Origin of the sequence: Clostridium saccharoperbutylacetonicum N1-4(HMT) (assembly GCF_000340885.1) — a bacterium.
Taxonomy (GTDB): domain Bacteria; phylum Bacillota; class Clostridia; order Clostridiales; family Clostridiaceae; genus Clostridium; species Clostridium saccharoperbutylacetonicum.
Genome location: NC_020291.1, coordinates 2,694,831 through 2,710,406, shown reverse-complemented (window position 1 = coordinate 2,710,406; position 15,576 = coordinate 2,694,831). Strand labels below are relative to the sequence as shown.

10 protein-coding genes are annotated in these 15,576 nt (G+C 28.5%); all 10 read right to left on the bottom strand.

From position 1 onward, the window contains the following. Positions 1-160: 160 nt before the first annotated feature. Complete coding sequence (locus tag CSPA_RS11995) at positions 161-1,789, bottom strand: sensor histidine kinase (protein ID WP_015392541.1); 1,629 nt, start codon at positions 1,787-1,789, stop codon at positions 161-163. Between the two features lie 356 nt (positions 1,790-2,145). Further along, positions 2,146-4,029: an SEC-C metal-binding domain-containing protein gene (locus CSPA_RS11990; protein WP_015392540.1), complete on the bottom strand. Its 1,884-nt coding sequence runs from the start codon at positions 4,027-4,029 to the stop codon at positions 2,146-2,148. Between the two features lie 140 nt (positions 4,030-4,169). Continuing rightward, positions 4,170-4,970 carry a hypothetical protein gene (locus CSPA_RS11985; RefSeq protein WP_015392539.1) on the bottom strand — a complete coding sequence of 267 codons (801 nt, stop codon included), beginning with the start codon at positions 4,968-4,970 and terminating at the stop codon, positions 4,170-4,172. A 249-nt stretch (positions 4,971-5,219) separates the two neighbouring features. Further along, positions 5,220-6,593 (bottom strand): [FeFe] hydrogenase, group A, encoded by a 1,374-nt coding sequence (locus CSPA_RS11980; RefSeq protein ID WP_015392538.1) that lies wholly within the window; start codon positions 6,591-6,593, stop codon positions 5,220-5,222. A gap of 763 nt (positions 6,594-7,356) precedes the next feature. Then, complete coding sequence (pepF, locus tag CSPA_RS11975; protein ID WP_015392537.1) at positions 7,357-9,258, bottom strand: oligoendopeptidase F; 1,902 nt, start codon at positions 9,256-9,258, stop codon at positions 7,357-7,359. Positions 9,259-9,502: 244 nt separating this feature from the next. After that, on the bottom strand, positions 9,503-10,141 hold the full coding sequence (locus CSPA_RS11970; RefSeq protein WP_015392536.1) for a hypothetical protein: 639 nt from the start codon (positions 10,139-10,141) through the stop codon (positions 9,503-9,505). A gap of 45 nt (positions 10,142-10,186) precedes the next feature. Beyond that, positions 10,187-11,116 (bottom strand): DUF2167 domain-containing protein, encoded by a 930-nt coding sequence (locus CSPA_RS11965; RefSeq protein WP_015392535.1) that lies wholly within the window; start codon positions 11,114-11,116, stop codon positions 10,187-10,189. A 325-nt stretch (positions 11,117-11,441) separates the two neighbouring features. Then, positions 11,442-13,307, bottom strand: coding sequence for a J domain-containing protein (locus CSPA_RS11960; protein WP_015392534.1), 1,866 nt, complete (start codon positions 13,305-13,307; stop codon positions 11,442-11,444). After that, a complete protein-coding gene (locus CSPA_RS11955; RefSeq protein WP_015392533.1) occupies positions 13,307-15,001 on the bottom strand; it encodes a molecular chaperone HscC in 1,695 nt (564 codons plus the stop codon). The genes CSPA_RS11960 and CSPA_RS11955 overlap by 1 nt, the downstream gene beginning before the upstream one ends. Positions 15,002-15,184: 183 nt before the next feature. Then, positions 15,185-15,556: an arsenate reductase family protein gene (locus CSPA_RS11950; protein WP_015392532.1), complete on the bottom strand. Its 372-nt coding sequence runs from the start codon at positions 15,554-15,556 to the stop codon at positions 15,185-15,187. Positions 15,557-15,576 lie beyond the last annotated feature (20 nt).

Genomic DNA, 15,576 nt, shown 5'->3' with positions numbered 1-15,576 from the left:
ATCTTGCATCTATATACTTCCTTAAACATAGCATAACTATAAGATGGATTTTTTTGCAAATCAAAAAAATTCATAAAACCAAAGGTATAGATTAATCTATACCTCAATAATTATAATATTAATATATTATAATCTCTTATTAAAGATAGGTAATTCGTAACTATAGATTTGAAAATTCTATATTAACTCTTGAAATACTACCCTTATTCATCTGAAGTTCATCTAAATTAAATTTACAAGATTCACCTTGAATTACTTCACAAGGAATTTTAATGACGAACTCAGTTCCAATACCTTCTTTACTTTCCACAGATATATCTCCTCCATGTTGCTCAACTAATGATTTAACAATAGAGAGACCAATTCCACTTCCCTCATGATTTCTTGTAGAAGGCTTATCTACTTGAACGAAACGTTCAAATATAGAATTGAGTTTATCTTCTGGTATACCTTTACCAGTATCTTTTATTTGTATAAATATATAATTATTATTTTCATGAACCTTTACAGTTATATTCCCTCCACTTGGCGTAAATTTCACTGCATTTGATAACAAATTCAAAATAATTCGCTCCATTTTTTCAGCATCAAGTGCTATAACTTTTTCTTCAATATCAGTATCAAATATGATTGATAGATCCCTGTTTTCAATATAACCAGCTACGGATAATACAACATTTTCAACTAAACTTACAATATCATAATTACTTTTATTTATATTAACATAACCATTTTCAAATTTAGTTATATCAATTAAATTCTCAATAAGTCTTAAAAGACGATAACAATTTTGTTTCATCATCTTTACATATCTCATTTTATCTTGCTGATCATTTTCTCCAAATAAATTTTTCAACATAACTTGTTCCATTTGTAATGCTGAATAAATTACATTTATAGGAGTTCTTAATTCATGAGAAATATTGGCAAAGAATTCAGTCTTCATTCTATCTATTTCCTTTAACTCATCTAATCTTAATTTCTCATTTTCCATATCCTTCTTTAATTGTTCTCTTTTACTTTTCTCAGTAATATTTCTACTCACTCCTATTATCCCTAAAATATCACCTTTAGGGTTATAATATGGCGTTTTTAAAGTATTTAATAAAATTTTCTCTCCAGTTGCATATTCAACCCATTCTTCAAATTCATAGGTTTTCCTACTATAAACTGTTTTTTCATCAGTACATAAAAAAGTTTTTGCAACTTCCTCACTGAAAATATCAACATCTTTATTTCCTAAGATTTCTTCTCTTTTTAATCCCGAAAACTTTTCAAAAGATTTGTTGCACCCCAAATATGAACCATAAATATCTTTGAAATAAATCAAGTCTGGAATAGAATTAATCAAAGAAACTAAAAGGGACTCTTTTTCTTGAAATTCCATATAAAGTTTTTTGAATTTTTCTTCGTTTTTCTTAATTTCACTTACATCATGTATGGTACCTGATATTTTTTCTGCCATACCATTTTTATCACAGAATACCTTTCCTTTAAATTCTATCCATCTCTCGACATTATCACTTTCACATAAAATTTTAAATTCTTTGTCAAAATCTTGCCTTGTTTCAATTATTACTCTAAAGTACTCTCTAATCTCTTCTCTCTGTTTCGGATGAATAACATTTAACCACCCTTTCTTATCTCTAACACACTTGTCACTTATCCCTAGCAATTCATACACTACATCTGATACATTGATAATACCTTTTCTTCTATCATAACTAAAGATACCTACTTTTCCAATCCGTTGTAATTCATCTATCCATAATTCGCTTTTTAAATCCATAACTACTATTTTCACTTCCTATATTGTGTGATTATTCAAACTAAAAAACTATAATTCATTGTTCGACATATAATATCCATTATATATGTTTTTTTTACTATTTTCCATATTTCTAATATTAGTATAACATATAAAACAAAATACAATATTAATAAGCAAATAATTCCATAAAGCAAAATAAAGCCAGGGACTTCTCCCTAGCTTTATTTCTTTCAGAAAGACAAGTGTACTTATGGGACTTTAAAATCATTTTCGGACTATACCAAAAATATTATGGTTAAAATCATTATCCATGAGAATCACCTCTTTCAATATTATTATGTACTTATTTTAATTTATTATTCATCATTTTAAATTTAAAATAATTGAATTACATTTCCATTTTTGCCACAACAATTTTTATATTTCTTGCCACTTCCACATGGACAAGGTTCATTTCTACTTGAAGTTTTTTTACATACTACTGGTTTCTTAATACCATCCTTTTCACTTATAGTTTCGCCCTTATATTTCCATAGCCTCACGTTTTTAATGAAATCATTGAACACAGTGCAAACTCTGTTCTCCTCGTCCTTATTAAGAGTTTCCTGTATACCATCTAATACATCTCTAATAATTGCATTACTATCTCTATATTGAATATCTAAGGCTAATATATTCATATTCTCGATAACATCATCCCTATCCATATCAAACATTTCATAAAATTCTTTAATAAATTTACTTCCTGCCTTGCTTTTGTGAAGATAATCTCTTTCTGACATCAAAACTAATTCTTCTTTTTCAATCATGGTATAATCCAAAGCATTATCAATTTCTTCTAATATTTCTTCATAGTCTTCTATTTTTTCATTAATAAAAATAATTCTTCCATCTTCATCTACCGATCCATAATATTGATACTCAGAATACAAAGCTGATTTTTCTAATAACTTCAATAACATTATTTCATCAATATCAATTGTATATCTTTTAATTAACACTTTAATATCATCAAACGCTATAAAACCGTAAGCTTCAATCATTCCTTTAACGATACTTATAATCTCACTATTCCTTTTAATTAATTTTCTAAACTCTAAAGTATCATTTTTCTTAACTATATCTTGCATTATTTTTGGCATAATAAATACAGGTTCATTATCTTTTAAACATGGAAAAACCATCCCTTCCTGCATTAAAGCTGTATGCTTTATTGCCTCATTTTCTAGGAAATTAATTATTCCATTACTTTTTATATATTTCCATAATAGTTTAAACATTTTTTCATCAAGCAGTTTCATTTCACTGCTAATACACTTTTCATATTCCCCTACATATTTTTCAACTGCCTTTGACTTATTTAAATTTGATGGTATTTTTAATCCAATATTTTCTCCTAAAACTTTAATTTGATCTTTTGGACATGATTTTATAAGCTCCTCTAAATCAAATGAGCATTTTCCTTTATAAAACAATTCCATAAAACCATTAGCAACATTATTGTCTAAATGATCATAATACTTCTCTAACTCATCATCTAGTACTTGTTGTATAGAATTGTCTCCACTAAATTCACTACTATGTATTTGATCATAAATTTTATCAGTAAGCCTTTGAGAAATATCCTTTAAATTACTGCTTAATAAATTAAATTCTAAATCTTCATTATGTAATGGTTTCTTCCTGCTAATTTTATATTTTATATTATTTTGGGGCAAATATTGCTTCTCATCAGATTTTTTTCCATTATATCCGCAAATTCCATTTCTAGGAGAAATATATTTGTTATTTCTTGCTATAATTTCTATTTGAGTAAATTCTTTTGGCACTTCTAAAACTTCAACAACCTCTAAACTTAAATTAGTACTTGATCCAAAATCGTACTCATATCCAAATTTCTTACCAACACTTAATACATCTTTTAAAAATAAGTTCATCTCATACAATTCATTCATATTATCAGTTAATATTTTACCATCAATATAAAAAGCACTTAAATGCCCACAACACTCAACCCAAATATCTCTAATAAATTTGTCTAAATGCTGCAATTGCAGGTTAGTATCTATTGATACATAAATACAATATTTATTAGGTTCGTCCTTATCTTTGATAGAAATGATAAATTGGTTTCTTGTCCCTTTAGCTGTTCTCATTTGTTTATCAATAACTTCTTTCATTTCTGGACAATTTTTCATGTGCCTTTTAATTGTTCGCTCAGTTAATTCTTTCTTACAATAATAACATTTACCTTGCAACGTTACATCTCCTTTAGTTTAAGTACAACTCTACTTTCTTAATAAGCACATTATATACTAAGATTATAACTTATTACAAATATATTCTTAAAAGAAAAATATTCAGAAAAAATTTCATTCAAATTAGTTAATTTTGAAATTTATTTTATCAACAGTGCTGAAACTCCACTTATTATATAGGTTATCATAGAAAATATTAAGGCTACCAAAAGAAAACCTGTCAACACTACATTGTATTTTACAATATCTGCCATCGATATAAAATTTGTAAATCCAAACATATTTAAGATTATTATTATTAAAAATATTAATAATAATCCCCCAGATGCTCCATTTATATCTGCTCTACTTAATGAGATATGTGATGAAATACATATAGCTAAAAATAAAAATAAATAAAAATAAGGATTATCAAAATTTGATTTTGTAAATATAGTTCTTATCAGATCATAATATGAATTTGTTATTCCTTTAATAACCTCAGTATTTATACTTGTAATACTTAAATTACGAGTTGAAATTTTTATAAATTCTGCATACGAAGCAGGCAATAGGACTTTCATTAATAATATTAATGAAATTAATCCTCCAAAGATTGGAGCTATACCTATAAAGAAGTTTCCTATCTGCTGATAAATGCTCTTAGGATTATAAGAATGTCTAACATACCCTAAAGTCCCACTAGCATCTGGTTTCTGTAGTAATTTCATATCTGTTATAGAATGTTTAAAGAAAATTGCAATTAAAGCATGGCTACATTCGTGTATTGGAACCCCAATAAATCCAGTTATCATTACAGATTTAAATCCAAAACTTTTCATAAAATTCTTAAGAGCCCCATTCCTTAAAACTCCTAATAGTAAGCCTATTAAAATAATCATTCCGGTTAAATATATTGTCTCTATTAAAGGTTTTATTAATAGAGTTTCTAATATTTTCATCAGTTCATCTCCCTTAAGCATAAAATAATTCTGCTATCTTTTCTTCATATAAGTATTTAATTATCTCTATATTATTATAAATACTCTTATCTATGTCACGAATTATATTACCATAGATTTTTGACAGATGTGTAACAAATCACATTGTTTTTTATTAAAAAATTCTTACAATAAAATAAAACAAGCATGGTTAAATAAGAGTATCCAACTACATGCATGTTTTATTATACATCTTTGTTATACTTATGCCTAATTTTCTCCTAAATCATTACTTCTGCTATAATAGGAAGTATGTAACATCTTTTCAGCCAATTCACTTAATGGCTCTCCATAAAACTCATTATAAAGCATTTCTATTTCAGGATTTTTATGACTTAATCTAAGCTTCATCTTATTATCCTTATCATATAGACTCATTATACGTTTTTCATTTGCTTCTTTAATTTTGTCAATCCTATGTTTTGCTTGTCCACCACCACCTATGCATCCACCAGGACATGTCATTACTTCTATAAAATGATATTGCTTATCAGAAGTTTTTAGTTTGTCCATCATTTTCCTTACATTATCAGTACCATAGATAACAGCTACATTTAATGTTATGTCTCCAATATCTAAACTTGCTTCTTTCATTTCTTCCATACCTCTTACTGGTTTAAGGTCATACAAGGTATCTGGCACCTTTTCCTTAGTAATAAATTCATAAGCTGTACGAAGTGCAGCTTCCATTACTCCTCCAGTATTTCCGAAAATAACACCTGCACCAGATGCTTCTCCCATAACTCTATCAAACTCAGAATCTTCTAAGGAATTAAAATCTATGCCTTTTTCTTTTGCCCACAAGGCTAATTCTCTTGTGGTAATAACATAATCCATATCTCTCATATCATCTATATCAAGATAATTTCCTGCATCCTTCATTTCTTCTCTTCGTATTTCAAATTTCTTTGCAGTACAAGGAGTCAAAGCTACATTAACTATTTTTTTAGGATCTATGTCCATACTCTCAGCGAAATAAGATTTTACTGTTGGTCCCTGCATACCAATTGGACTTTTTGAAGTTGATATATTGGGAATTATTTCAGGATAATAAGTCTCAGCAAATTTAACCCATGCAGGACAACAACTTGTAAACTGTGGTAAGTTCTTATTTTTTTTAACTCTTTCTATTAATTCACTTGCTTCTTCCATAATTGTTAGATCTGCTCCAAAATTAGTATCAAGGACATAATTCACTCCTAATTTTCTAAGCAGTGCAACCATCTTACCTTGAACAAATGAACCATCTTCCATTCCAAATTCTTCTCCCAAAGAAACTCTAACTGAAGGCGATGTATTTACAATTACAATTTTATCTTTATCATTAATTGCCTCCATAACCTCTCTAAATTCATAAGTTTCTATTATGCTATCTACTGGACAGACATTTGCACATTGACCACAATTTATACATATTGGAATGTCATTAGTCTTGCTTAAATCATAATAACCTAACACTCCTATGTAATCTTTGCAGATAGTTTTACACTGACCACACTTTATGCATTTTTCTTCGATTCTCATAACCGATGGATTTCCTGGTTCAATTGGAACACGAACTTCTGTTGACATGTGTTTACTCATTTACCTCTCTCCTTTTACAAATAAATTTTAACTCAATACCCATTATGTAATTCTCTAATGCAAAATCAAAATATTCTTTTTGAATATTCTGAATATTTCTATACTTATATTTTCCTACAAATTATCGAAAACTGCAATTATTATATAAATTTTTCTATTTTTTTATAATCTTTATTCCGACAAAAAATATTTTTCTGAATGATATATATATCCAAATTAATAATCAAACTTATAAATGGAATATGTATACACTCTTGAGAAATTAAAATTACTAAACTACACTAGAAATATGGTATATTTTTTCTGGAGCAGGCATGTGAAATTGAGCTGTTGAAGGGTATTAAGCAGAGAACCCAAATCTATGATTTGGTGTGAATCGCTTACTCAGCGAACGAACGTGAGTCGAGTTTCCCCTATGGCTTGTTTCATTTACAGCTTGTCTAAAAGTGAATGTCCAAAAAGTAAGTGTCCAAATTTTATATTTGGAAACACGAACTTTCTCCCTGGAGCTTTTATATTTGGAAACATGAACTTTCTCCTTGGGGATTTTACATCTGGAACACGCTGAAATGACGACAAGCCCACATTTAGAACCTTCCAGAGAAAATTTTACTAGTCCTGCAGAAGATAAATGTATCATATTTCGGTAATTGTTGCATAAGTCTAATTCTTGGTTTGGATATCTATATAAAGATATTAGTTATTATGATAACCTAATTAAAGCTTACAAGAAAATTCTTGTAAGCTTTAATTATATCTTATATTATTTCTTTTGTTGTTTTGATAATATTTGATCCATTTGATCTACTAATTGATCAAATTCCTTTAATAAATTATCTACTGATTCACTTGTTGTTACATCAACACCAGCTTTTTTAAGAGTTTCTATTGGATAATCAGAAGAACCTGAAGTAAGGAAATTCCTATATTTCTTTACACCTTCTGCTTTACTTGCATCAGTTCCTTCGGTCATGTTTTTTACTAACTGATTTGAAGCCGCCATAGAAGTTGCATATTTATAAACATAAAAGTTCATATAGAAATGAGGAATTCTTGCCCACCATAAATTAGCTAGTTCATCATCTTGGAAATCATCGCCATAATATTTTACCATAAGATCTTTCCACATACTGCTTAAAGAATCAGCCGAGATACCTTCACCTTTTTCAACTCTCTCATGTATCATTTTTTCGAATTCTGCATACATTGTTTGAGTATAAACTGTGCCTCTTATGTCTTCTGCCAAAGTATTTATATAATAAAGTTTTTCATCATCAGTTTTAGCATTGTTTATTAAATATCTTAGCATCATTAACTCATTTGCTGTAGAAGCTACTTCTGCTGTAAATATTGGTTGTTCACTATTTACATACTTTTGAGTTTTATTTGTATAATAAGCATTCATAGCATGTCCAAATTCATGAGCTGTGGTAAGTACTGAATCAGCACTTTCATCATAATTCATTAAAACATATGGGTGGGTATCATAAGTTCCCCATTGATATGCACCAGAGTATTTATTATTTGTTTCATATACATCAGCCCATCTGCTTTCAAAAGCATTACTCAAAACATCAATATAATCTTGACCTAGCGGTGCTAACCCTTTAAGCACAAGCTTCTTTCCATCTTCATAAGGAATTTTAACATCAAAATTTTTAGTTAATGGAACATACATATCATATAAATGTACCTTGTCTACTCCTAGTATCTTCTTTCTTAAAGTCACATATTTATGAAGGCTATTGACATTCTTGTCTACAGAACTAACCAAATTATCATAAACAGCTACAGGAATATTCTCATCTGCAAGTGCAGCTTCTTCAGCAGAATTATATTTTCTTTCCTTAGCAAAAAATTCATTTTTCTTTACTTCTGCATTTAAAGTAGCTGCTAAAGAATTTTTTTCCTTATCATATACACTGTATAATTCTTCAAACCCTTTTTTTCTAAAGTCTCTATTTTGATTATCTAGCATAGATCCATAAGAAGAATTTGTTATTTTAAAATCCTTATTTTCAGGGTCTTTAATTGTAGGTAAAAATCCTTCCATATCTGTTTTAAGCTTTGAATATATATCATCTGGAGATGAAGCCATATCTGAAGCAGCTGCTAAAATCTCTTCTTCACCTTGAGAAAGAGTATGGGCTTTTTCTTTTAATAGCCTGTCTATATAGTGTTTATAATCTGCCAGTAATGGATCTTGCATATATTTTTTTATTGTGTCCTCTGATTGTGCAAGAATTTCAGTTTGAATAAATGCTGTTGCTACCCCTACTTGTGAATTCAAACTTTCTGTTAAAGATTTCTTTTCTGAATTCGGACTATTTGATTCATCTTCATTTGATTTCATACTTGCGTATACATATAATTTTTCAACTATTCTCATCATTTCGTCTTTTGTATTAAGACAATCTTTTATACTTTGTGCACTAGTTAAATGCCCTTTAAAACTATTTAGCTTTGGAATATATGTTTCTGTAACTTTTTTGTAATCAGCGTCAAAAAGGTCTTTAGTTGGATATATATCATCAATACTCCATTTATACTTTTGATCAACTGAATCTCTTGTAACAGGTCCTGCTGCAAAAACTGCTGATTGACTTAACAAAATGCTTAATGCTAAAGGTACACAAACCAATTTCCTTTGTAGATTTTTTTTCATAATAATTATTACCCCCTTTTAAGATATTATTTACATTATAAACATTTTGTTGATATATTTCCATAGTTTTCTAGAAAATATTAATTTTTTAATAAATATACTCCTTTTTACTTGATTATTTAATACTAGCAAAACATTTATAGATTAAGTTTAATATAATCATAAAATACAAAACAGGTAGTTAAATTCTAACATGAATTAAAACCACCTGTTTATCTAAAGATTTTAAGCTACTTAATTATCCTTATTCAAAAAAAGTATTATATACTTGTACATCAATTTCACTTACAGTTTTTGTTGTATGGTCAAAAGAAATATTTACACTCACTTTATTAACTGTATAATTTAAAATAGCAATGCTACCATCTGGTTCCTTTATATCAGAAACTTCACTTGTTTTTTCTGCCATAACCTTTTTTACATCATCTATAGACATACCTTTAAAATTAATTCCATCGACTAAGATATTATCAAATCTGTATTTCTTACTTTCAGAAGTTAGATTTGTGAATTTCATTTTGTATTCGCTAATCAAACAATCTTTATATTCTTTACTTTCTTTAGTATTGTTAACAAAATTAATATTTCCTAAATTATACCCGTCTTTATTTATATATCCTAAATAATAGGTCATTTTATCAAGCTTTAACCCATCGATTCCAGACTTAAAGTTTAAATCAGGCGAAACTGATAATCCACCATTAACTATATCCCCTACTTTTGATTCTCCAACTTTAAATTCAACGCCCTCAACGCTTATTGGAATTGGCTTGATTTCCTTAAGTCTATCTCCAGGTTTAGAACCAGCACAACCTGCAAAAGTTACTGAAACTATTGCTCCTATTAAAATAACTGCTATTTTATTTTTTATATTTTTAAACATTACTTACCTCCAAGATTAACCAATTGTAAAATTAAATTATTAATATTAAATTTCATCTATTTTTGGGTTTTCTTTAAAACCAGTTTCTTCTGAATTCGTATTAATCCCATTATCATTTTTTGGCTTTCTCTTAAAAACTTTAAATATTCCTTTAAATAATCCACCTATAGCAACTATAATAACTATCCAAACCTTTTTAAATATTAGTAATATTTTAGCTAATAATCCTACCTTAGCAGCACCTGCACCAGCTCCTCCTGCTATTAATGCAGTAAGCCCTATTTCTGCAGCTTTATCACCTTTTATGTAATCTGAATATCTTTTTCCTTCTTTATATGAATATTTACTGATTATTGTAGCTAGTTTAGGCTTTACCTTATCCATTTCATCCTTACCAGCTACTAAAGTAACTTCAGTAACTCCACCACGACCTAAAATTCTAACATTATAATTAACAATTTTTTCTCCTTTTGAAGTACTTAACACAGACCAAACTAAATTATGTGTATTTGGATCATAATGTGGCTTTTCATCCCAACCTATTATATCTATTGTTGACTTTCCACTCTTCCTTCTTTCTGCATTATCTTCTTCAGTCCCCTTTTTTATATCTGCAAGAAGTGCATCAGCATCAATATTTTTGGAATCGCTGTCTTTAATATATCCAATATCATCGAACTCAAATAAAACATACCAGTTTTCTTTTTCATCCTTTGAGAATACAATTCCCTGTTCTTTATCAGTAATAAAATTATCCATTTCCTTCATTAATTTTTTTGCATCTTTACCATCTGCAAAAACATATTCCTCAGGCAAATCAAGTTTTGCTAGATCAGTTCCAACATCTACAGTCTTTGGCCCTTCAATCCAATTGATCTCATCAGTACCATTTGTCGAATCACTTGCATGCACAATGCTTGAGTTGGCAATAACCATAATCGCCACTACCAATACCGTTAATATTTTTTTAAACATCTTTTCTCCCCTAACTTTTTTTAATTAAATATTTTTTTAAGTAGTTATAAGCCTTAATCATCTTTCATTTTATCTTTCGTTAATTTTTTTCATAACAGACACATCCCCTTATCAATATTTTACCTATTGTATGATATTACATTTTAGTATAATTTGTATATTATACTAAAGTATAGTATTGAACCCAAAATGTTTTAAAAATAATTAACTTAAACAACTTTTTGTAATAAAAAACACTAAAAGCGGCTTGTCTAAACTCATTTTTAAACAATTCACTTTTAGTGCTGCCAGAAAAAACTTCTTATTTTCAATTCAAGTTTTATAACTATTTTATTAGTTTGCTGTTTTTATTAATAGCTTTATTAATTTCATCTTGTGAAGCATCGATAAATCCACCTGGCACCCAATGATAACTAGGATACAAAGAAGCATATTCTTTTTGAATTTTATTTTCTATATTAGTATCAATAAAACATTTAGCCCCCTTTAATTCATAACTTCCACTTTTATCAATAGTTTTTTTACTGCATTTTGAATCTGAAAATATAAATACTTGTTGCTTTAACGTACCAATGTATAGCTGACTTTCAACTTTATTGTTCAAGCCCTTTTGTTTTAATTCGTCTTCCGAAAATATAACTCTATTTTCAAAGACTTCTGATATCTTATAATACTTAATCGGCTTCACTTCAAATAAATGCATTTTTACATTACTATTTATGGAAGCATTAATAAATTGCTTAGGTGTAATTATATCAGAAAACAAAACATTATTGGTATCTATCTTGGATTCTTTTGTATTATCATAATTGATTTCTACTTGATTTCTATGTTCCGCCATACATCCTAGGGCTCCAATTATCATCACAATAAATATAACTGTTCTAAATATATTACTTAGATTTAATGGCTTTTTTTCTTCTTCATATAACCTTTTTGATCTAATTACTTTTTCAGTTTCAACTTCTTCTAATAAATTATCTTTATAGAATTTAATTTGTCTAACATACTTTCCTTCCAATTTTGCTTCTATATTTTTCAAATATTTTTTTATTAATTTATTATTTTCATCAAAGCTCAATAGCCTTTTAAAACTTTCTCTTGCCATAACTAAATCATTACTATAATAGTAACAATAAGACATATAATCTAATGCAAATTTATCATTATTATTATAGGACAGCCAAACTTTAAAATATGGTACTGCTTCACTAAAAAGTTCATAGGAGACCAAAATCTTTCCTATATGTAACACACATTCTAGATCATAATTATTTATTTGAAAAGCTAATTTATAATATTTTAAAGCTTCATTCATATGATTAAATTCATAATTATAATCACCTATTGTCCTCAACAATTCAGGGTCTTGATCAAATAATGCTTTTGCCTTATTTAAGGAAATATATGCTTTTGCATAATTTTTTTCTTGCAATGCCTCATAACCTTCCTGCCTTTCATATAAATATTCATCGATAATATCTGGATTTATATCTCTTACATAATCATATTTAAGCTTGTTTGGAGTTTTAAGATTTTTTAAAATTTCATCAACTATAGTTTCTGAATATTTATTATATAATTTTATTTCATTTCTACTCCATGTAAAATTATTATTAAGCTTAATCCATATTTCCGCAGGTAAATATTTATGAGTACACAAGAAGTCAAATAGCATATCTTCAATAGTTTTAAAGCTCTCTGCATTCCAAAGTACATCTGAATTTAATAATTCTTCCCATACAGTCGTATCAATCCTGAGATAAATATTTTTGTATATTTCCTCTAATCTATAAAAAAATTGCTCTATCTGTTCATTAATATTTATTTCAGGATTTTGAACTTCATTGTAAATTTTAACAATACTTGAATTTCCACTAATTTTCTCATCATATTCATATATAGATGAATTAAACTCTGTTAAATCTTGATTATTTTCCTCCTTTAAGTTCTGTAAAGTGCTATTATTTAAATTGTAAGAAACTCCTTCTAAGTTACTAGTATTATCATACTGATTAACATTATTTTTCTTGGAATACATAATAGCTTCATTATATGCTTGTCTAAGCCTTTGATAACCTTCTGCATCATCTTCTGGATTATGTACTTTTAATAGTTTGGCATAAGCTTTTTTTATAGTTTTAGTATCACTATCATAAGGTATTTCTAATATATCCCACCAGCAAATCATTAATAATATTTCTCCAATTCATCTAGTTTCTCAGAAAATAATTTTGCATACTCTTTAATTAATTTAGGATTTTGAGTAGCCAATATTCTTTCAAATTCAGCTAATAATTTTTCAATATATTCACGCATATCACCAAGGGCTTCTTCATATAACCTTTCACCTCTTGCTAATAGCAATCTATTTTCTGTTCTATCCCTCGGATGAATTTTAATTTCTTTAAGCACTTCCATACGTTCTTTTATTTCTTCCTCAGTCATCGATCCTGGTGCTTTTTCAATTATTAAAGCTTTCTTAATCCCAGTACTTTCTACTGTAGCTTCAACTTCCAGTAGTCCATTTATATCGTAAGTATATCTTACAGCAACAGCTTGCACTCCAGCTTTATCCTTAGGAATAGGAACTTGAAATTCTCCTAAAGCTATATTATTTTCCACTCTTCTGCTCTCACCTTGATATACTTTTATACTAATATGAGTTTGATTGTCTGCCGTAGGTACTAAATTTTCTACCTTGCTTATTGGAACTGGTGAATTTCTTTCGATTATTGGCAAATAATATCCAGCTTCATAACTTTCACCATTCATGCGTCTTGCTACTGCTACACCAAGTGTATATGGACATACATCTGTCAACACTAATTCCTTTAAATCTGAGTTTTTTTCTTTTAAAGCAGCTTGAATTGCTGCGCCAAGTGCCACTGTTTCATCAGGATTTATATTAGAAAAAGGTAGCTTATTAAACATTTTGCTAACCACATTTCTCACTAAAGGCATCCTTGTACTTCCACCTATCAAAATTACAGCCTCAATTTCACTAGGAGATATATCTGCATCCCTTAAAGCTCTTTCTACTGGGTGTCTTAATCTCAAAATTAAATCTGAACATAATTTTTCAAATTTACTTCTATCTAATTCTATTTCAAAATTTTGTTCATCAACTACCAATTTCATTGTTGCATTATCACTCATTGATAATGCTTGTTTACATAATTCAGCCTGCTTACATAAAGCTGATACTGCTTTCTTATCTAATTTATATAGATCTAAATTATTCTTTTCAATAAAATATTCAACTAGAAGTTTATTAAAATCTTCTCCACCAAGGAAATTATCTCCCGCTATAGACTTAACCTCCATGACTCCTTCAAATAATTCAAGAATAGAAATATCAAAGGTTCCTCCACCCAAATCAAAAACCAAAAATTGAGTTTCATCATCTTCTTGATGAAGTCCATAAGCTACAGCAGCTGCTGTTGGTTCACTAATTAGTCTTTCCACTTTCATTCCCGCAAGCTCACCAGCCCTTTTAGTTGCTTTACGTTGAGCATCATTGAAATATGCAGGAACACTTATTACTGCTTCTTCAATAACTTCCCCTAAGTAACTCTCAGCATCTTCCTTTAATCTTTTCAAAATAAATGAAGACAATTCTTCTGGTGTAAAAGTATAGGTGCCAAGATTTATTTTTTTAGCTGTTCCCATAAATCTTTTAAAATTTGCCACTGTACACTCTGGATGTGTAATCAGTCTTTCTTTAGCAACATCACCAACTAATATTTCATTATTTTCATCAACACTAATAACTGATGGTGTTAAATTTCTCTCTAAAACATTAGGTATAATTCTAGCTTTCCCATCTTCCCAAACAGCAACCAAACTGTTTGTAGTTCCTAAATCAATACCAATAACTGCCATAAAATCCCTCCAATTTCATAGATATAAAAACAGTAATAACTATTTCTTCTCTTACAATATTTTTATATCTATTTATATAATTTTATCTCTCATGTAAATTATACCATAAGAGCTTAACCTGCCCAATATACTAAAATATCATATAAAAATGACTAGCAGAAAATACTGCTAGTCATTTAATTACTAATCGTTATTAACTTTCAATGTTTCTTTCCACACAGCTTCATCTCTAAAACCAACAAGTACAAAATCTTCTCCAACTAATATTGGACGCTTAACTAACATTCCATTTGTTGCTAAAAGTTCAATTTGTTCTTCTTCTGAAAGAGTTTTGAGCTTTTGACTTAAATTCATTTCTTTATATAAAATCCCGCTAGTGTTAAAGAACTTCTTAATTGGTAGTTCGCTTTTTTCAATCCATTTTTGAAGTTCCTCAGCTGTTGGATTCTTTTCTACTATATGTCTATCTTCATAATCAACTTCGTGATCATCGAGCCACTTTTTTGCACGCTTACATGTTGTGCATTTTGGATATTCTACAAATAAATACGACATTATTTCACCACCAATTTTAC